General features: G+C 40.2%; 15 protein-coding genes and 1 other RNA gene. 7 read left to right on the forward strand and 9 right to left on the reverse strand.

From position 1 onward, the window contains the following. The first annotated feature begins 255 nt into the window (after positions 1 to 255). The 4 genes from ACVCDT_RS00965 to ACVCDT_RS00980 all read left to right on the forward strand — a co-directional run bounded on the left by ACVCDT_RS00965 (position 256) and on the right by ACVCDT_RS00980 (position 4,079). Positions 256 to 1,065: a PEP-CTERM sorting domain-containing protein gene (locus ACVCDT_RS00965; protein ID WP_447130871.1), complete on the forward strand. Its 810-nt coding sequence runs from the start codon at positions 256 to 258 to the stop codon at positions 1,063 to 1,065. A 118-nt stretch (positions 1,066 to 1,183) separates the two neighbouring features. Next, positions 1,184 to 2,008: a hypothetical protein gene (locus ACVCDT_RS00970; RefSeq protein WP_447130872.1), complete on the forward strand. Its 825-nt coding sequence runs from the start codon at positions 1,184 to 1,186 to the stop codon at positions 2,006 to 2,008. Further along, entirely contained in the window at positions 1,995 to 3,242 is a 1,248-nt protein-coding gene (locus ACVCDT_RS00975; RefSeq protein WP_447130873.1) for a hypothetical protein, read from the forward strand. Before ACVCDT_RS00970 ends, ACVCDT_RS00975 begins: the two co-directional genes overlap by 14 nt. 360 nt (positions 3,243 to 3,602) lie before the next feature. Next, positions 3,603 to 4,079 (forward strand): hypothetical protein, encoded by a 477-nt coding sequence (locus ACVCDT_RS00980; RefSeq protein ID WP_447130874.1) that lies wholly within the window; start codon positions 3,603 to 3,605, stop codon positions 4,077 to 4,079. Here ACVCDT_RS00980 and ACVCDT_RS00985 read toward each other — a convergent pair. Together ACVCDT_RS00985 and ACVCDT_RS00990 are read right to left on the reverse strand one after the other, a co-directional pair. Further along, positions 4,076 to 5,374 (reverse strand): ribonuclease J, encoded by a 1,299-nt coding sequence (locus ACVCDT_RS00985; RefSeq protein ID WP_447131262.1) that lies wholly within the window; start codon positions 5,372 to 5,374, stop codon positions 4,076 to 4,078. The genes ACVCDT_RS00980 and ACVCDT_RS00985 overlap by 4 nt on opposite strands. A gap of 112 nt (positions 5,375 to 5,486) precedes the next feature. Beyond that, entirely contained in the window at positions 5,487 to 6,308 is an 822-nt protein-coding gene (locus tag ACVCDT_RS00990) for an MBL fold metallo-hydrolase (protein ID WP_447130875.1), read from the reverse strand. Positions 6,309 to 6,475: 167 nt separating this feature from the next. Here ACVCDT_RS00990 and ACVCDT_RS00995 point away from each other — a divergent pair, with 167 nt between their 5' ends. Continuing rightward, complete coding sequence (locus ACVCDT_RS00995) at positions 6,476 to 7,954, forward strand: metallophosphoesterase family protein (RefSeq protein WP_447130876.1); 1,479 nt, start codon at positions 6,476 to 6,478, stop codon at positions 7,952 to 7,954. 43 nt (positions 7,955 to 7,997) lie between these two features. On the opposite strand, the gene ACVCDT_RS01000 is transcribed toward ACVCDT_RS00995, so the two are convergent. Then, complete coding sequence (locus ACVCDT_RS01000) at positions 7,998 to 8,627, reverse strand: YiaD family glycine zipper/OmpA-like lipoprotein (RefSeq protein WP_447130877.1); 630 nt, start codon at positions 8,625 to 8,627, stop codon at positions 7,998 to 8,000. 518 nt (positions 8,628 to 9,145) lie between these two features. Here ACVCDT_RS01000 and ACVCDT_RS01005 point away from each other — a divergent pair. Next, positions 9,146 to 10,594 carry a hypothetical protein gene (locus tag ACVCDT_RS01005; protein ID WP_447130878.1) on the forward strand — a complete coding sequence of 483 codons (1,449 nt, stop codon included), beginning with the start codon at positions 9,146 to 9,148 and terminating at the stop codon, positions 10,592 to 10,594. A 4-nt stretch (positions 10,595 to 10,598) separates the two neighbouring features. On the opposite strand, the gene ACVCDT_RS01010 is transcribed toward ACVCDT_RS01005, so the two are convergent. Together ACVCDT_RS01010 and ACVCDT_RS01015 are read right to left on the reverse strand one after the other, a co-directional pair. Further along, entirely contained in the window at positions 10,599 to 11,813 is a 1,215-nt protein-coding gene (locus tag ACVCDT_RS01010; protein WP_447131263.1) for an MFS transporter, read from the reverse strand. A gap of 131 nt (positions 11,814 to 11,944) precedes the next feature. Further along, positions 11,945 to 14,449 (reverse strand): TonB-dependent receptor, encoded by a 2,505-nt coding sequence (locus tag ACVCDT_RS01015; RefSeq protein WP_447130879.1) that lies wholly within the window; start codon positions 14,447 to 14,449, stop codon positions 11,945 to 11,947. Between the two features lie 275 nt (positions 14,450 to 14,724). On the opposite strand from ACVCDT_RS01015, the gene ACVCDT_RS01020 reads away from it, so the two are divergent. Beyond that, positions 14,725 to 16,659, forward strand: coding sequence for an amylosucrase (locus tag ACVCDT_RS01020; protein ID WP_447130880.1), 1,935 nt, complete (start codon positions 14,725 to 14,727; stop codon positions 16,657 to 16,659). A gap of 14 nt (positions 16,660 to 16,673) precedes the next feature. On the opposite strand, the gene ACVCDT_RS01025 is transcribed toward ACVCDT_RS01020, so the two are convergent. From ACVCDT_RS01025 to ACVCDT_RS01040, 4 genes are all read right to left on the reverse strand, one after another. After that, positions 16,674 to 17,720: a LacI family DNA-binding transcriptional regulator gene (locus ACVCDT_RS01025; RefSeq protein WP_447131264.1), complete on the reverse strand. Its 1,047-nt coding sequence runs from the start codon at positions 17,718 to 17,720 to the stop codon at positions 16,674 to 16,676. 329 nt (positions 17,721 to 18,049) lie between these two features. Further along, the gene (locus tag ACVCDT_RS01030; RefSeq protein WP_447130881.1) at positions 18,050 to 18,865 is read right to left on the reverse strand and encodes a CatB-related O-acetyltransferase; all 816 of its coding nucleotides are present in this window, start codon (positions 18,863 to 18,865) and stop codon (positions 18,050 to 18,052) included. A 148-nt stretch (positions 18,866 to 19,013) separates the two neighbouring features. After that, an RNA gene (gene rnpB, locus ACVCDT_RS01035) (RNase P RNA component class A) lies at positions 19,014 to 19,376 on the reverse strand. A 30-nt stretch (positions 19,377 to 19,406) separates the two neighbouring features. Continuing rightward, positions 19,407 to 19,865, reverse strand: a complete 459-nt coding sequence (locus ACVCDT_RS01040) for a GNAT family N-acetyltransferase (protein ID WP_447130882.1) — start codon at positions 19,863 to 19,865, stop codon at positions 19,407 to 19,409. Between the last annotated feature and the right edge of the window lie 44 nt (positions 19,866 to 19,909).

Here is a 19,909-nt window from a genome sequence, read left to right on the forward strand (position 1 = left end):
TCCTACATCCACTCTCTCGCGGGGAAATAATCACCCACACTAAATAGGCAAACAACGAGTTTTGATTAATGGTTTGCCAACTAATTGGTTGGCCCATAACCTTTAATAAAAGTGTCGATTTTTTTTACAACGTTTACTAGAGCCTTTTAAAAAAAACAAATAATTCAATCACCTACAAACTGGTACACTTTATGCTTAGGAGGTGAAAATATATTATCGCGGTTTTTCACGCAGTTGTCGTATTAGGAATTGATAATGAAAAAAGCTACCTCAACATTGTCGCTGGTTGCCTCTGCAACCTTAAGTCTACCTGCCATATCTGGAATTATTCATAGCAATACAGTTCTGAATATAAACCAAACAAGTGATTTTACTATTGACGTAAATTTGGATGGTGTAGATGACCTACAAGTTTCTCATAATTTCTTATTATATACAGGGCGATTAGTAAGCTCATATTATTCACCTACTTATGAACGTACTATGTATTCCGAATCCAAGGAATACAGCACCCTTAATTTGCTTGGCTTAAATTCATCTTTAGTTTCTAACGGTCTGATTGACCAGAATGCTGTTATTGACTCTGCCCTTAGTGTGTCAAGCAGCACAGAATTAACCCGTTATGATGATTATTTCAGAGGCGAATATAATTGGCGTAATAAACCGCCAAAAACATGTAGGACTGGAGGTAAATTCAGTCTCCCTTACGATTGTAGTGAATGGAGCGCTTGGTCTACAACTTCAGCCGTGAACACTCTCAATATCGCGGGTTCTGCTAACCCATCAGGTATTGTCGGTCTATTCGAAGGCTACGTCGGATTTAGCCTTAATGAATCGGATGGCGAACATTTTGGTTGGTTAAATTTAAGTGTTAACGAGCGCGGGCTAGGTCAGATTAACAGCTATGCCTATAACACAGTGGCTGATGAACAAATTTTAGCCGGCCAAACCCAATCTCAGACATCAAACAAGCAACAACTGAATTCAGTACCATTACCTTCAACTTTGTCGCTCTTTATTTTAGGGGCAGCTGGTGTGGTTGCAGGACGTCGTAAATCTTGTTAGCTTTATAATTTGCCCAGTAAGTTCAAGGACCGAGTAATAACTCGGTTTTTTTATGTCACTAATACTATCAGCTATCGATATCACGCACTCTCACAGTCAACTATTAGGTAAGTTGTTTATGGGTACGCGTGATTGTTTATCACCACCGACTTTTATCGCAATATACACTCCAAAAGACCAAAAAATTGTAGCTTACTTAATGTTATGCCGGGTTCAATCGCATGGTGATGACAGCCACCAGTTTGATATAAAACTACAAGTAGATGATTCAGATAGCCAAGTGTTTGATTTTGCGATTCAAACTTTAGAGGATATTTGTAAAAAGCACCGAATTACGCGATTATTGAAACAAGAATCGATTGATTGTTTGACCACCTTAGAGAATTTTCAACGCAATGGTTATGAAGTGCGGCACCGGAGTCGAAAGCTTGTTGTTGAAACTCATCATGCTCTGTCTGTCTTTCAAAAGGCAATGACCAAGTTAACGATTTCAAGCAAAATTTTAGCTGGCATTAATATAACTTTATATTCAGAAAATAAGCAGGCGGTCAGTGCTCTTTGCCAAAGTAGATTAGGACAATTAACTCATGAGCATTTAGCTGCAATCGGTGAATATCCGTCAAAGTTTGACTATTCATTGTCTCAGGTGATGTGGCTAAACGACCAAATCGTTGCATCGTTAGGGATTGGTACAGATGGTACAGATGGCAATATTGCTCATTTAGACCCTTTTATAATCGCCAAAGAATTTACCAGTACTTGGGTATTTCCTTACTTTATCCACCACTGCCTGAAAATTTTACACAACCACAACATTGAAAAGCTTCAACTACATATATTAGAGTCAGATAACAAAATGATGCGGTTCATTTCGAAACTCAAAAGCAATGTCCTCTCTAGGCAAGCAGCCATAGTTAAGGAATTGACTAATGAAAATAGCTGAATGTGCATGGGTTCATCTTCCTTATTTTAATTGGCGTTGGCTAATGGATGATGACACAAACGGTGCTTTTCCTACCTTAATGAGCTTAATTAATTCTGGGATATCAGGGCAATTTCCTCGAGTCGGCAACATGACTTTAACAGAAGGAATTTTAGTCAGTGGTTTTGCTCCTGAACTGTCAGGCTTAATTACCTCACAGGCCGTAAGACCAGATGGCTATGGCACTTTTGATCACTGTAGGGCGAACATCTCACGACCTTTTGTGTGGGACACTCTAGACAAACTTGGTATTAGTTGTAGTGTAACTAATATGCTCGCTACCCACTATGGGCAATTAGATAATGGCGTGCTCGTTAGCGATAGATTTTGTAAAGTAACTGACCCAAACCCATCGCGGTGGCCAGTTCCGTTAGGTAGCGTGTCACTCCTTAGTGATATAGACACATTAATTAACTTGCGTTGGCATCCTTCGATTTTAAGTAATGCAGACTTGCTCCCTTACTTTAATAATGATCAACAGGACATGGACAGGTTTGGGGCAAAACACTTTTCACGAATGTTAACGGAAACCTCTATCGCACATAGCGTCGCCACACATTATGCCGAAAAGATTAATATGGGGCTTAATATTGTCCGCTACCCTTTATTGGATGAAATCGCAATGCATTTAAGTAAAAACCATCTTAACAATGATGGCGTACTTGTGACTGCAGCCACAATTATTGATCAAATGATTGGTCGGCTAATTAGCTTGGTTAACTCGAATGCTTACATAGTTGTAACTAGTGCCGGCCCCACTCCTTTTGCCATTGTTGTAGGCAATAGTTGTCCGAAGGATACCTTATTCGACCAAAAGATGACGGTTTATGACTTTCTACCTTCGGTGGCAAACTTATTAGGCTTTCTTGATAACCAATGGTTAGGACATGTTTTCCCTTTAGCAAATCAAGCTTCCCCAATTGTAAAACTTGACTCAAGAAAACAATGCTCAGCTTCAAATTCTATCGATAATATCAGCCTTACTACACAATTAAACACTCCGCCGAGTAAAACTCAGAATAAAGACATTGCACGGTTAAAACTACAAGAAAGTGCCGCTTTGGCAATGCATTATCATTTGTTAGGTAAGCAACAAAAAGCTTTAATCTATTTGAATGACCTTAAGGATTCAGACTTAGATCCAGTTTATGTTAAACAATTAGTTAGCATCATAGATCAGGGGATAGTCAGTTAAAGTAATTTATTGCCTACAATTTTTGTCATAGTCAGTTTGTTTTTAGTACTGCCCAGTCTATGGGCTGCAGTCATCAGACAACATCTCACCTAAGGCCATACATGTGGTGGATACTATGGCAGGACTTATGGGTGAATTAGGCGTAACTCGTCGCAGCGGCAACACCAGCGGTGGACCAGATATGATTCCACTTGCCAAATTAGGTGTGCCTGCGATAAACCTGATGCAGAACGGTACAGATTATAAATACTGATTGGGCTGTTAAATTCTTCGCTTTAAAACGCTAGAGTTACATAAATCTGTTTTGCCATTAGCAAACTAGTTAAGGCCAATAATTCACTCAAATTTATAAGGAAAACTATGCAAGCTAGGTTTGAAAACTCTATTCAAGTGCCAGGTACCTTAGTAAAAGGCCATCAGGTTGCATCTGGGAAAGCCAAAGATAGCCCATTTCCTGCAGGCACCATTGCCATGCAAAAGCCCTTTTTTAAAGCGCAGGGAATAAACTTAGATGATTTTTTTACCGGCACACTAAATATTAATATTGCGCCAAAACGTTTTGAGTTACATAACCCAAGCTTCACCATGAAAAATATAAAATGGTCTGAAGAACATGCTGCCGAAACCTTTTCTTTATCGCCTTGCCAAATAATAGTGAAGGATAAAAGCTTTGCCGCATACCTATATTACCCCCACCCAGAAACAAAAATTGGGCACTTTAAAGACGACAGTTTACTCGAGATTTTATCTCACAAAATTGATGGTATTGCTTATGGTGATGAGGTGTTATTAAGATTAAATCCCAATGAAATCAACCTAATTGAAGGCAAAGGTTAATTTTGTTGTAAGGCTATTCTGCCTGCTTTTACTGCGTTTTTTTGTACTCCAATATGCGGGGCTAAAGTAAAAAGATCGCCATTTTCCCCGGTTAAACTAATAGGTACGTGACAAGCTTTAGCAATCTGCGCATTGGCTTGCATATGGCTATGCTCGCCGTGGGTAGGAATAGCAACCTGAGGTCGAACCCAGTGGTACATTTGGCTCAATTCTTCACGGCAAGGATGCCCTGAGGCATGAATGGCAAGCTCAGTTTCTTCAGCTGATAAGGTACTAATGTTTCTAGCATGGAAGGCCTTAATCAAGTTTTGAATGGCTAGCTCATTGCCTGGGATCACTATCGAACTAAAAATCACTAAATCACCTTTATCTAAACTTAGGTCACGATATGTATCTTTAGCCATTTGATTTAACGCTGCGCGCGTTTCACCTTGGCTGCCTGTGGCTACCGCCAACACCTCTTCGGGTAACAAATAGCCAGCATGAAATGCATCTAAAATAGGTAAATCATCGGGCCAATGCCCAGTAGCTTTTGCCGCCCCAACTGTGTTGAGAAGCGAACGACCCAACAACACAAAATAACGGCCAGTTTGTTGAGCTATCTTAGCTAAGCTAATAAGCCTAGCAATATTGCTGCTAAAACAGCCCACTACAACCCGCCCTGATGCCGCCTCAATCGCTTGTTTAAGGCCTAAATAACACTGCTTTTCTGATACTGAGTGTCCGGGTCTATCGGCGTTTGTTGAGTCACAAACCATGGCCAAAATATTCTGTTTAGCCAGTTGTTTAAATAGTGAGGCGTTAAAAGCCTGATCAGTTACAGGCTGTAAATCGATTTTCCAATCAGCAGTATGAAAAACGTTACCCGCCGCGGTTCTGATCACAAAGGCATGGGGCTCGGGCAACGAATGGGTAATGGCTAACCATTCCACATTAAATTCGCCAATATCTATTCGCTCAGCACTTTGTACTTCTATGATAGGAATGGCGTCTGCTTGCCCATCTCTAGCCAATTTGCGCCTTAATATTTCAGCGGTATAGGCAGTGGTATAAACCGGGCATTTAAAACGTCGCCACAGAAATGGCAAGGCCCCTATATGATCTTCATGCGCATGAGTAATCACAATGCCAACTAATCGTTCTTTACGTTGACTAATAAAAGTTGGGTCGGCAGCCACTAATTCATGCTTAAACAAATCAGAGGTTTTGGCTTCTTCTTCAGAGCACAAAGGGGCATTAAAGGTTAAACCACAATCCATCATTAACCATTGTCCGGCATGCCCATACAAATTCATGTTCATGCCTATTTCGCCTGTGCCTCCTAAAGGTAAAAACCACAAGTCTTGTTCGGTAGGGGTCATGGAAACTATTGTTAACTCCTTATATCTTTAAGCATAAAGTAAGCACTTACTGCGAAGTGGTCGCATTTATAATGCGAGTTTCACCTGGTTTAGAAAAATAGTCAGCTTTTCCTTGAGTAAGCACTTTAGGGATCTTAACTGGCACATGTACACCTATACTTTTCTCAATATTCAGTATTTCAGCCAAAATATCTCGGCCTTCGGCAGAATAAAAAAACCAATAGGGAACAAAAGCGGTGTGGCTAAGACGTTTTTGCCAATGGGCTTTATGCTTTAAGTAATGGGAATCATCTACATCAGCATCACCAAGATGCATAACAGTTAGCTGCGACTCTGGCTTAGTTAGGGTCACTCTAAATACTAGGTTTTCAACCTCTGCCCTAGCTGGCCAGCCGGCGTGTGGAATACGTAAAGCTTCAAAGGTTAAGCCCCCTTGTTCTATAGATATTGGTTTTTGCTCGAAAGCTAAATCTACAGCGGTAATTTGGTTGGCTACACTATGGCCTGATTCTAAATTGAATAATTGATCAACTGCCTGTTGTGGAGCAATAAGCTTGGTTTTAGAAAACTTTTTTAAGTAGTTGAGCACTTCATCTGCAGCAAAATGGTCATCATGTGCATGGCTAATCACTATGGCGTCTATGTCATCAAAAGGAGGGGTGCCGGCCAATATAGCTTGCTTAATATGTTCAGGGACCAATTGGTAGGTACCAAAACTTTCATGAAAAAATGGGTCAAACAACACTTTTGTATCACCAAAAGTCGCCAAAACAGCTTCGTTAGCTAAATACTTTGCCTCGCCTTGATGGGCCAATCCCTGCGAGCTTACACAAAGTAACAACACCAGTAATAGACAGTTTATTTTCATGGTTTACCTATTTTGTTAATCAATAGAGTGGTAATTGCTAGCCATTAATTTACCAGCCAGACCATTATTTTGGTTTAGGTTCATCCTATTTTTTGTGTGGATTAGCAGAAAATCATGACATTGCCTTCTATGCTTTAAACACCCAAACAATTCTTAGGGACAAGCCAATGAACATTCTCGATTTACCTACTAATACCTCAAAATGGAGTTTAGTGTTTCACAAAGTTAGCCAAAGCTCAGTAGAAATTTGGGCAGGCACACTTTTTGGTACTTTACGTAAACCCAAATTAGCCAGACTAATTTTGACTCATCAAGAGCAAATAATCAGTCAGCAAGACATCAGTTTAGACCAATGGAAGCGCCCCTTTAATCGACTCAATCAACGCTTTTACGACACCCGTTTAATTTCTGGCTTAGCAGCTGGTAGCGAGTATAAAGTCGATTTTTATCAACGTCTTGAGGGAGAAGAACACCAAGGCAAAGACCAATGGCAACTATTACGTAGCGGCTGTTTTAGTACGTTACCCAATAGTTTACCCAAGACCAAAAGCCAAGCCTTTACTGTGTCATTGAGCAGTTGTTTTTACGAACATAGAGATTGTGGGCAGGCCGCTCGTGCCTTTAAAGCGCTGTATGACAGAGGCGAAAAGGCACTAAAACCAGACATAAAGTTTATGGTAGGCGACCAAGTGTATTTAGACATAGGTTTAGATTCTTTGTCTCCACTCACCAATGAAGTGCGCCAAAGGGTAGCTGAAGACTATGCAAAGCATTGGCAGGCTCTAGGCAGTATGTTAGTTAGAGGGGGCGCATGGATGCTGCCCGACGACCACGAATACTGGAATGATTACCCCTTTTACGACAGCTTGCTGCCTACTTTGTTTATGTTAAAAATCAATAAAATTCGCCATGCTTGGACAGCCGCATCTCGCGATGGGGTAATGAAGGTACAACAATCTAGTAAAGTAGATTTATTCGATATTGGTACAGATCTAAGTTTTTGTGTGGCTGATCTACGTTCCTATCGCAGCAAAACTCAATTTATTGACAAAGACGGATTTGAGAAAATTATCAATTGGGCACAAGGTTTAACTCAGCCTGGGGTGCTAGTTATTCCTCAGGTTTTGATCACCGAGAAAAACCCTTTAGAACGCAACTTATTAAGCTTTAAAAAGCAGTATGAACAACTAATAACAGCCATGGCCAGCACTGGCCACGATATAGTGGTGATGTCGGGCGATGTACATTTTGGGCGTATTGCCCAAGTTAAAATGGGTGAACAAGGCGGTCGATTAATAGAAGTGGTATCTTCACCTATGTCAAACTTAACTGGCCTAAATAGCTTGGCTTCAGATAAAGCTAAAACAACACCAAAACAATTTCCAGATCCTAAATCTCTACAAATTAATGGGTTCACTGCGCAAACGGTAAGCTACGATAAACGCTTTCATGTTGGCACTAAAAAAGGCTTCCCTCTTTCCGCCTATTGGAAAGAGCGCACCCGCGAACACTTTATGACCGTCAGCTTCCATAAAAACAGCAATTCTATTGGAATGTCAGTACAGGCCTGGCGTATTCGCCAACAAGACAAAGACCGCTTGCCAATCAAGGACTTTACACAAGCCTTTAACATTGATTTAAAATAAAAATAGCCGCTTACTGCGGCTATTTAATTAGGTTTTTGGTTTATTAGTTTTCTAGCGGTATAACTTGTAGCTCAACCCGCCTGTTTTGTTTTCGGCCTTCTTGCGTATCATTGCTTGCAATGGGCTGACTTTCACCCATTCCTAACGTTTGTAAACGAGCTGCATTTACCTTTGCGCCTTGTAAATAGTTAGCCACACTATTAGCCCGTTGCATTGACAATTGTTGATTATACATGGCATCACCAACAGAGTCAGTATGACCGGTAATGCTCAATTTGGTTTTATCATAACGATTTAACACTTTGGCCACATCTTCCAGCACTGGATAAAAACCACTGACTACAGACGCACTGCCGGTAGCAAAGGTAATGTTGCCGGGTATAGTTAAACGTATATTGTCTCCCTCTCTATGCACTTGCACGCCACTATCGGCCAACTCATCACGAAACTCCTGTTCTTGTTTGTCCATATAACTGCCTATAGCGCCTCCAGCCAAAGCACCTAAGGCAGCGCCCCACACGTAGCGACTTTTGTCATTGTCGCCCGTGCCTTTTCCGGCAAGCGCACCAATCACTGCGCCTATACCTGCTCCCTTTTGGGTGTTACTAGTATTAGAAGCACAACCCACTACTATCAAACTTGATAAACTAATGGCAATAAAGGTCTTTTTCATTTTGTAATCCTAACTCTGATAAAGGTGGTTAAGGTAAAGCAGTATTTATTCCATTTACTCAACAAAAAATATATTCATTAAAAATCATATGGTTACGGAAATTCCTTACACTAAGTAAGGTAAAATAATGGAGTAAAGTGAAATACTAATGGACAAAAAATTCAGGGTCTTTGTAACATTTACTTAGTCCTAAAAGACCTAAGAGTTAAGCTAAGGGTGTCTTAAATTCATGCATTTAAAGCACTGTATGACAGGGGCAAAAAGCCGTTAAAGCTAAACATTGACAAGCGTAGAAATATCCTTGCCAGCCTAGTGAATTCACCTACTAGATGGAAATCGTTTATCAGCAAAAGACTTTAAACAAGCTATTAGTGTAAATTTAAAATAACTTAGCCTGAGTAAATTCTGCCTACTTTAGGATTCGCATTGCATTCATTAGAATGTAACTCTATATTACTGTTATACAAAGGGTTTACTTAACAACTAATATGTAGTGCTAGCAGCAAGGAATTGTATTAATGGCTTCAAATTTGACCGATTCTGAATACACCCAATCAGTGCAATCGCTTGTCAATCAAATTCAACAAAATTCCTCTGGGCAAAATTCTTTATTCGAATTAGCCAATTTGTTTTTCACCTCACACGACAGTGATGCCAGAGTCATTAAATCTTGCGAAGAGAACCTTAAAACCGCCAAAGAATATCAACAAACGGTTGCCGAAAGTAAAAAGCAAGACGCTTACCAACAAATGAAAAAAATGGAAAAAGCGTTAAAAGACGAAAAAAACAAGCAATTTAAGGCTCAGCAAGTTCGTTATAAATGCATGTCTGCCATTTGCTTAAATATTTTGAAACTAAGCGAAGGGGTAAACCAACAACAAACCCATACAAAAAGCGCTAAATTGCTAGCCACTTTGTTTATGTTATCAAGCACTGAAACAGACAACCGCAAGCAAATGCACCAACTTTATAAACCCTTATATAAAGCTGTATTAGCCTTACGTTTATTGGATAAAATGTTAGTAGATAATAACCTAACCAATAAATACATAGTTGATAGATTTGATCCCAAAACTCGCTTTCCAAAAACCTTAGGGCGCTTTACCCAATTTCAATTAGATGTAGCTGTACCTGTGATTATTGCGGCAATTACCCAAGATATAGGCATGCAGCATCCCGAAATTCAACGTCTATTAAAAGGGGCAGATGGCTCACTGGATGAATTCAGGGTTTTAGATAAAGGTACACGTGTGCCCTTATTAATAATGAATCATGAACAAACCCAAGACTTTGTGGTTCATGGTATAGGAACATCTGAGTATGAAGGGGGCGATGAAGATAAAAAGCTGCGTTTTGAGAAAAAACAAAATAATCGCTTAAAATTTGTATTGGGCTTATTAACAGATGCAGTTAAACCCTCTCAAGGCAGTATTGGTAATATCATAAAAATCCCACAAATTTATACCTCTTTTATTTTATCGACTAAGCCTGATTACAATTTTAGAGACTTACCAAAAGTGGTTGCAGTATTAAACAATGCCGCCAAAAATAAAGCGATATGCTCAGAAGCAGCACAAAGCTTTATTAATTTAGTTGGGCATTTTCCTATGGGGTTTGGGGTGTTATATCTAAAACCACATAAACCAGAAGATAAAATTGAAGACTATTATTACGGCATAGTGACGCAACTTAATCCCTCGCGTCCTGACGCACCAACCTGTAGACGAATTACCGATCAAGGTGAAATTTGCCCCGACACTAAAAACTTTAGTTTGCTTCCAGAAAATAATTTGTTTTATCCCGAGGTACAAAAAAACCTGTCTAATCTCTCCATTGAAAAACGCAAAACCTTACGCGAAACCCATATGCGTGATCTTAAAGATTCTAAATTACCCGAATTAGAAGCTGGGTTTTGGAACACCTATAGGTACTTCAGCATAAACAAACACCAAAACCTTTGGGCTTAAAAGCTTAAAGGTATTCCGATTTTTCAATTTCGGCTAAACGCTTTGCTGTGGGGTCAAATAAATAGTTGTAAAGCAAACCTGTAAACAAAACTACAGCGAACCCAGTAGCAACCATAAAACCATACTTCGCATCGCCACCATAGGCATCACTCACCATGCCCATAATCAGTGGTCCTGCTGCTGCACCTGCCGCAGTAAAAAATAAAATGATCCCTGCCACACTGCCGTGTTCTGATTTAGGAAAACAGCTAATGCCTTTAGAATTAAAGGTGGGATAAATAACCGACATAAAAATTCCGGTAAGTGGGAACAAATATAACGCCACATCTTTACCGCCAACCAGTCCACCGATAAAACACAATAAAATTGCGCCGCTAAATAACATCAACACTAAGGCCCAATTAAAATGCTGCATCATCCAAATACCAACAAATCTGCCTGCCGCCCGTAACGAGAAAAATACCGATACCGCATACATAGCTAACATTTGTTTACCATCTGAGGTGTAACAAGCAAAGGTGTCTTTAACGCTAACGGCGTCGCATACTAAATAACTTGGCATCCACACATAAATAGCGCTTTCAGCGGCCACATATAAAAACGCGCCTATGGAAAACCCCATTGAATAAGGATTTTTTAATAATTTTAAACTACTAGCAAAATTACTGCTTTTTTTGTCGTTATTGGTGCTGGTCTTAAATTCTGGGTAATTCACTTTGTAAGCCATGGCAATTAGCAAGGTACACAAACCACCAGCAATTACATAAAGCCATTTCCAATCAACGCCTTGCCTTACTAACCAAGCCACTAACAATGGGCCGATGATAGCGCCTACACCAAAAAAGGCTTCGGCGCCGTTCATGGTGCCAGTATGCTCTTTGGTGGAAGTAGAAATATCTCCTATCAAGGCCAGTGCTGCGGTTTTAAAAATACCAACTGCAATGCCAGACAAGGTAATTAAGCCAAGAATAAAAGAAAAACTGGTGCCGACTAAAAATAAATAACAAGAAATAGCAAATAACGACAGGCCTAAAATAATGGTGTTTTTACGCCCAAATTTGTCGGCTAAAAATCCTAAAAACAAACCTGAAAAAGCAATGCCCACCATAAACAAGGTATGCATTAAGCTGGCTTCGGTATTGCTCACTTCAAATTCGCGTTTGACCTCTTTGATGATTTCCCCTACCGAATCGGACGTCATAGCAAACATCATAAACATGAGATAGGTTAACCATCTAACCAGCGCGAGGTTTCTTTCATTGGTTTGGGGAGTTGTCATCTGATCTTCGCCTTACTAATACTTGCACAATACGTCAGCCCACTTAGTGACTAAGTGGGCCTTGGATTTTTTTAGTCAAACATATATTTAACCGATAAAGAAGAGGTGCGACCGTTTAATGGTCTTGCGCGGATGATATCTCCGGCATTGGCGCTGGTCTCTTCTGATTCGGTGATAACAAACTCATCGGTTAAATTGTTTACATTTAACGACACCGAGAATGCCTCTGAAATATACCAAGTAGCAAACAAGTTAACTAAGTTGTAGCCGTCTTGTTTTAGCTGGTTAGTGTCACCCACATAAAATTCAGTTGAACCTTGGATTGATGCCCCTATCAAATACTCATCTGCTTGATATTGTGGTGTCACTGTATAGATAAAATCAGCTTGACGACGAGGAGTTTGACCAACTAAGGCTGGATTAAACTTATCTCCACTAATTTCAGCATCTGTCCAAGTTGCGTTACCCGATAGAGTAAAGCCTGAACCAAATTCATAGTTACCTTCAAGCTCTAAACCTAAAGCTTCATATTCACGAATAAAGGTTAACCCGCTAGTCAGTTCTGCTTGAGTATCTTCTGTGACAGTATCAAACAGGGTCGCATTTAGACGCAAATCACTAGTGGCATATTTAAAGCCAATTTCTAGTTGTTTTGTTTGGTCAAAACCCGAAGTTGTGCTGGTTAATGAACCGTCTGAGTTGAGGGTGCCACCGATTTGTAAAAGTCTATCCGCAATAGCACGACCGCCTTTACTGTAACGAGCAAATACTGTTTTAGATTTGTCCATTATGTATGAACCACCAAAAGAGTATGAAGTCATACTCGCTTCATAGTTAACAATTTGGCTAGCTGCACCAGCACGATTAAGGTTAATCACGCCGCCACCAAAACCAAAACCATTGCTTGCTGAGGCATCTTCAGAATTACCCGATATAACCCCATCACCATTAAGGTCAAAGTCAGTGTTACCGCCACAACAAGCATTAATTAATTCGCCGTTGGCCTGCACTGTGTCACGTCTTACACTGGCATCAAATAACCAGTTATCACCAGCTTCGTAGCCGATGTTAAAATAAGGGGCGGTAGTGGTGTAGCGCAAATCCCATTCCCAAGATAAAAACCCTGGCGCCCACAAACCATTATTCACTAATGCTTCACCATCGGCATCTTCAATATGTAAATACTGTGAATTTTCACCGTCTACTGTTTGAATAAAAGTATTCCAACTATTCCAACTAGTGGCGATATCCTGCATTGAGTAGTAATAACCGCCTGTGATAGACAAACCGTTGTCCCACTCTTTACGTAAGTTCATATCGTTGATTAGGTTACCCAAATCATTAATAGAGGTATCAAACAATAGATTCAAAAAGGCTAAGCCGTTGTAAGCACTACCTGCATTAGGGCCATTGGCCAAAGTCACATTTGTAGATGCGCAGTTAAAGGCATTACCTTCACCATCACGTGCTGAGTCACAAATGGCCGCAGCCATATTGTTGGCAGGTTGCGGGCCGTAAGCGCCAAATGTGTCAGTGAAAGGCGAAATAAACCCACCACTGATTTCTGAAGTTCTAAACTTGTTTAAAAAGACTAGATCCTCAGCAACTTCTAAATTAGCTTCAAAACCAAATGAGGTTACATTGGACTCAATGCCGTCAGTTAAGTCACGATTTACCGGATTACCAAATGAATCAAAAGTCGACACATTAGTAGTATAAGCCGAATGCATGGTTTGGCTGCTAGCATCAAAATTATCTACTGGTCCAAAATCACCATTGCTATTTACACGAACAGGTGCAGGTAAGTAAGTGGTAACTTTGTCGTTTAGTTGTTTAAAGTGAAAGCGTAAATAACCGTTATCTAAAACTTGAGTAATATTAAATTTAACTTGGCCACCTTGGTCACCGTTGTAGCCTGTATCGCGGGTACCTTCGCCACCACGGGCAAAACCACCTATATGGAAGTACAAGTCATTGTTGATTTCGCCACCGTAGGCAAAATCTAGTCTAAATTCATCGTAATCCAAACCCAAAGATGTACCTATTGCTCCACCACTAGTCTCACCAGTATTACTAATAAGGTTAATGACACCGCCTGGAGAATTACTTGCAAAAGTAGAAGCCGAACCACCGCGCACTGCTTCCACTAATCCTACTGACCAGTCGTAACGTAAAAAGTTGTCTGCATTACCAAAGTTGATATCACCATATTCTAAAACGGGTAAACCATCTTCATGTAATTGTAAAAACTTCGAGCCACCTGTGGCCAAAGGAATGCCACGAATAGTGATATTGGCATTACCTCCACCACCCGATGATTCTGCACGGATACCTGGTAAGGCTCTAAATACTTCAGCAGTTGAACGAGGGGCTAACTTAAAGATGGTTTCTTCATCAAAAGAACTCACTGAAACACTGGTTTCTTGTTGAGTTGCACCGGTTGGGCTTGCTGTAACAACAATTTGTTCCCACGACTGTTTTTCTTCGGCTTCTTGCTCTGCTTGTGCATAAGCCAAAGGTTGCGTAGCAATTGCCAAAGCAATTGATATAGCTGATTGAGTAAATATTTTTTTCATGCGTTTCTCCAGATATGTCATTTAAATTTTAGACGGTGCACAGAACTCATCAAATAATATTTAAACTACAGAGATCGTTAGCCGGCGTAATCAAATTTATTGTTTTCTTAGTAAAATTATTTAAGCGAATCACAAGCTTGCTTAAACGATTAAGTTAAAAGTTAGCAGATGATATTATTTTTGTAAAGTTTTTGTTTAAAACTTGTCAAATAGGCGGCCATATCCTATATTACCCAACATCGAACTTCTTAAACGTTTAACTTGGCGATTTATTTATGAATGTAAAAATGGAAGGTAAACGCACATTAGAAAGAGTGTTAGCCCACACAGATCTTTCTGAATTGAGCAAAAAAGACCAACAACTATTTATCCAACGCTTAGATACAAATTTTGCAGGGTTATTTGAGTTGCTCTACCAAGTCTATGGCCAACGATATGACTTTTATTATTTTGTACAACAGCTGGTTGTCAGTATGAAAAAAGCGTTTAAACAACGCGCCAGCAAACTTAAAGTGCAAGATAAAAAACGTATTGCTCAGCCTGATTGGTTTAAACAAGAGAACCTGCTTGGTATGTCTTGCTACGTTGATTTATTTGCCGGAGATTTAGCTGGCCTTGAACAAAAAATTCCTTATTTACGTTCGTTAGGTATTACTTATTTGCATCTTATGCCTTTATATAAATCGCCTAAAGGTGACAGTGATGGTGGCTATGCGGTATCAGACTATAGGCAAACAGATGAAAAACTTGGCAGTATAAAAGATCTTAAAAAACTCTCTGATGCATTATCAGAAGCCGGGATTAACCTAGTATTAGATTTTGTTTTTAACCATACTTCTGATGAACATCAATGGGCTAAAGAGGCACAAAAAGGTCACCCTGAATATCAAGAATATTATTGGATGTTTGATGATAAAACCGTCCCCGATTTGTACGAACAAAACCTCAGAGAAATATTTCCACAGGTGCGCAAAGGTAATTTTACTTGGTGCCCCAAGGCCAATAAATGGGTTTGGACAACCTTTAATAATTTCCAATGGGATCTGAATTATTCAAACCCGGCGGTATTTAATGCCATTGCAGATGAAATGTTTTTTCTAGCTAATTTAGGCTGTGATGCATTAAGACTAGATGCACTGGCGTTTATTTGGAAAGAAATGGGCACTAGCTGTGAAAATCAGCCCAAAGCGCATTTATTGATCCAAGCCTTTAACAGCTGCCTGAAAATAGTCGCGCCCAGCGTGGTATTTAAATCAGAAGCCATAGTGCATCCAGACGAAGTGATTAAATATATTGATAAAGACGAATGCCAGCTTTCCTACAATCCGCTTTTAATGGCGTTAATTTGGAATAGTTTAGCCACCCGCAAAACTAAATTATTAACTCAGTCAATGCGTAAAAGCTTCGAGATTTCACCAGATTGTGCCTGGGTTAACTACGCCCGCTGTCACGATGACATTGGCTGGACATTTGATGATGCCGTAGCCGCTGAGTTAGGTATTAATGGCAATGATCATCGGCATTTTTTAAACCAGTTTTATACTGGCCGATTTGAAGGTTCTTTTGCGACTGGTGTGGCATTTGGCGAAAACCAAGAAACCGGTGATTGTCGTGTTTGTGGATCTTTAGCGTCTTTAGCGGGTCTAGAAAAAGCCATAAAACAAAATGATCCCGAATTAATTGACTATGCCATTGCCCGAGTTTTAATGATCCATTCGATTATATTAAGTATAGGCGGCATACCTTTACTCTACTCAGGAGACGAATTAGGTTTATTAAATAACTACGATTATCAACACGACCCTAGCAAAGCCCATGACGGCAGATGGGTACATAGGTTAAGCATAAAAGACAGCGAGTTAAAACAGGCTCAGAAGAAAGCGACACCCAGTCATCGTATTGCCAAAGGCCTTGAGCATTTAATTCTTATCCGCAAACAAAATGCTGTTTTTGGCAAAGCTGATACTGACTTTATTGAAGTGAACAATCAGCATGTGTTCGCCTATACAAGGCGCAATGTGCAAGGCCAAACTTTGTTGGCGCTGGTGAACTTTAGTGAAGATCAACAACCACTTGATCCAAGAGTATTAACTCAACTACAAGCCGACAAAGTAAAGGATTTAATTAGTCACAAAGACATAAAGTGTTCAACCAATGAGCTGACACTTTTGCCATACCAAACCATGTGGTTAATGGCCGACGCTAACTAATTTATTGGCAATATTTACGGACAACTTTGGCGAATAACTAAGCGGGTATCTAAAACGATTTTTTGTGCTGTGTTGTCACCTTGCGGGGTATTCAATAATAATTTAGCGGCAACACGGCCTTTTTCGATACTTTGCTGACAAATGGTAGTTAGCGCTGGCATTGCCCTAGACGCTTCTGGGGTATCGTCAAAACCTGTAATTCGCACTTGTTCTGGAACCTTTACTCCTAACTCGCTAGCCACTCTAAGAGCGGCTAACGCAATCACATCACTCATACAAAGTATCACTTTAGGCAATTCAGATTGGCCTAATACCTCTCTCACTGCCACTTCTGCGGTTTCGGCATTATTAATAGGCACATGCCAAATCTGATTGGCCTGCACAGTTATATTGGCTGCATCTGCAGCGCGTAAATAACCTTTTAATCTGCTGTGTGCCACGTCTTGAGACTCAGTTAATAAATCTTGAGGAGTTAATCTACACACCCTATCTGACTCAACCAATCTTAAGCCCAATATCGCCACACTTTGTTTTTGTCTTTTAAAGGCATGCTCGGCAATTATAAAAGCCGCGGCTTCGTTATCTATATTAACCGAATGAGTAGTGTCTGATTGAAAGTCAACTTTAACTATAGGTTTACCTAAGCGCTTGATATGCTCGAAAGAATTGCCTTGTAACGCACCGTACAAAATAAACCCGTCAGGTAATGATTCTGCACTGCTCTGCTCGGCTGAATCTAATGCGCTAGATAACAACAACATTTGTTTGCGATTTTCTACTAATACTTCGGCTATGCCCTGCAATAGCTGGCTGGCCACAGGATCGGAAAAAGAATAGCTTAGAGAATCCACCATCATTACACCAATCACACCTGATTCGCCTTTGCGCAACAGACGAGCAGCTAGGTTAGGACCGTGATAGCCTAATTCTGCCGCTTCAGACAAAATACGATCTCTGAGTTTAGCCGACAATTGATCTGGGCGATTGAACGCATTAGAAACAGTCGCAGTAGAAACACCCAATTGTTTGGCTACTTGGGTTAAATTTAACTTCTTACTGATAATCTGGCACTCCTAACAATGTAATCATCCCGTATTAAAGCCACATGAGTTGCTCGCTAACAACAAGTAAGCTCAAGTATAAGAAGGTCTAAGCAACAATGCATGCGTTAAATTATTGCGATTCGTAAATGTATATAAATGCAAAAGAAATCAATGGTGTTGGCCCATAAAATAAGAAATTAGAGCGTATTTCTCAATAAAATTAATGTGAAGAATAATTAATTTATCATAGATTTAGCAACGACTTAATCAAAAGCAAAATAATATACCGCTTTCACAAATCAGAGCGGCCCCTGGACATAGAAGATGGTGAAACAAATAAAAATTACTTAACAAAGAAATGCATCAGGCAAAGTCAATTTTTGCGGGGTGTACAAACTAAACGAGGCACTTTGCTCTTTCCAACTCCTTAAAAAGGTAAACATATCGTCCATAGGTAAGTGATCAAAATCAGTAAATAAATAATCCCACCAACGAATTTTTAATAATTCTTTTTGCTGATATTCTGTAAATCTATACTTCAATATCTTAGCTGGGTTTCCTCCAACTACAGCAAAAGGCGGAAATGACTTAGTGACGGTAGAATTAGCCGCTACTACCGCACCGTCTCCAATTTTTATGCCCATAGATAAAGTCACATTTTGACCTATCCACACATCATTTCCGATGACAGGATAAGCTTTGCCACCTTTTATATGAAAAACTGGCTTGTCATAGAATTTTGCCCCCCGATCAGACCTTGCAGCTTCTACAAGCGCAGCCCCTGGCTTCCAAGTAAAATGTGCTGTTGAAACCCGCTCTAATGGGTGGTAACTATCTAAAATTGTTAAACCTTCACCAATACTACAATATCGACCAATTTGCATTTTTTCTGGTAAAGCAGAATTTGAGTAACTTTGCGAGCCCATTGAACATAGACCGTGCGATGGAACCGTTCCTTTACCTCCAACATATGGAGACTTATAAACCGCACAATAAGGCTCTAATTCAATTTTTGATTTAAAGGTAATTTCGCTGCCAACTTTTAACCAACCTGCTCCATTGTTACTCAAAAAATGTGCGAACGAAGGATGATATCGGGTGAAGATTCTAAACTCACGCAAAATGTCTAAATGAGCCTGTGTTAATTTTATGACTTTGCTCACATTAGCGTCCTTTTAAATTTTTGCTTATGCTTTAAAGTTTTCAATGTTAAAAGCGTTATACTTTACAGTACTAATATTTACAGTAGGAATTGTAATATTTTGAGCTCTCTTGCTTTGAAAAAGCGAAAAATTCAATTGGTTGTTAGAATAGTGGAGTTGGCCGATAAGCCGGGTTCTGTCGTGGACAATCATTCATCTAGGCCAGCAATCGCTCACTGGCTCTAGCAACACACCCGATCTCAAGATGGGCCATCTTATATGAGATCCTATTTGGTCTTGCTCCGGGTGGAGTTTACCTTGCCGTATACTGTTACCAGCAACGCGGTGCGCTCTTACCGCACCCTTTCACCCTTACCGGCGCTTACGCGCTTAGGCGGTTTACTCTCTGCTGCACTTGTCGTCGGCTCGCGCCGCCCAGGCATTACCTGGCACCCTGCCCTATGGAGCCCGGACTTTCCTCCCTTTAGAAATTCACAAGTGAAAACTAAACGGCGATTGCCTGGCCAACTCCGCGGCGGATCTTACACAGATTAGCGCTCAGTTACAATCTTTTCCAAAACACCACTTTATCATCGCCTTCAGCGTAATAATCTGGAATTCGAGCGACTTGTTTGTAACCACATTTAGGGTAAAAAGCGCGAGTTCGAGCGTATTCTGCTAAGCCAGAGGTTTCTACTAGCAATACTCTTGCATTTTGTTGAGCTATTACCTGTTCAGCATAGGCCATAAGTGTTGCGCCGATGTTTTGCCCTTGATATTCAGTGTCTATGGCAATTAACAGCATATTCCAGGTGCCTTCTGTCATCCTTTCGGGGGCGCAATAAGCGAGGCCAATGGGTTTATCGGCTTCGACCACAAACCAAAGTTCTTCTGATTGTTGATGTAAAAAGGGGGCAATCATAGGGTCCAGCATTTCGGCAGGAAACATCTGATTTTGTTCGATAATCTGTTTAATAAAAGGTATATCGCTAACCTTTGCTAACCGAATTGCAGTGAACATAAAAAAACCTAAAGTAAAAAATCAATTTAACCTAATTAGTTTTG

The organism is Paraglaciecola aestuariivivens, from assembly GCF_052983255.1.

Excerpts from the sequence above, each read along its gene's own strand:
- ACVCDT_RS00995 (WP_447130876.1), top strand. The coding sequence starts at position 6,476 with ATGAACATTCTCGATTTACCTACTAATACCTCAAAATGGAGTTTAGTG.
- ACVCDT_RS01040 (WP_447130882.1), bottom strand. The coding sequence starts at position 19,865 with ATGTTCACTGCAATTCGGTTAGCAAAGGTTAGCGATATACCTTTTATT.
- ACVCDT_RS01020 (WP_447130880.1), top strand. The coding sequence starts at position 14,725 with ATGAATGTAAAAATGGAAGGTAAACGCACATTAGAAAGAGTGTTAGCC.
- ACVCDT_RS01000 (WP_447130877.1), bottom strand. The coding sequence starts at position 8,627 with ATGAAAAAGACCTTTATTGCCATTAGTTTATCAAGTTTGATAGTAGTG.
- ACVCDT_RS00970 (WP_447130872.1), top strand. The coding sequence starts at position 1,184 with ATGGGTACGCGTGATTGTTTATCACCACCGACTTTTATCGCAATATAC.
- ACVCDT_RS00965 (WP_447130871.1), top strand. The coding sequence starts at position 256 with ATGAAAAAAGCTACCTCAACATTGTCGCTGGTTGCCTCTGCAACCTTA.
- ACVCDT_RS00985 (WP_447131262.1), bottom strand. The coding sequence starts at position 5,374 with ATGAATTTGTATGGGCATGCCGGACAATGGTTAATGATGGATTGTGGT.
- ACVCDT_RS01005 (WP_447130878.1), top strand. The coding sequence starts at position 9,146 with ATGGCTTCAAATTTGACCGATTCTGAATACACCCAATCAGTGCAATCG.
- ACVCDT_RS00990 (WP_447130875.1), bottom strand. The coding sequence starts at position 6,308 with ATGAAAATAAACTGTCTATTACTGGTGTTGTTACTTTGTGTAAGCTCG.
- ACVCDT_RS01015 (WP_447130879.1), bottom strand. The coding sequence starts at position 14,449 with ATGAAAAAAATATTTACTCAATCAGCTATATCAATTGCTTTGGCAATT.
- ACVCDT_RS01010 (WP_447131263.1), bottom strand. The coding sequence starts at position 11,813 with ATGTTTATGATGTTTGCTATGACGTCCGATTCGGTAGGGGAAATCATC.
- ACVCDT_RS00975 (WP_447130873.1), top strand. The coding sequence starts at position 1,995 with ATGAAAATAGCTGAATGTGCATGGGTTCATCTTCCTTATTTTAATTGG.
- ACVCDT_RS00980 (WP_447130874.1), top strand. The coding sequence starts at position 3,603 with ATGCAAGCTAGGTTTGAAAACTCTATTCAAGTGCCAGGTACCTTAGTA.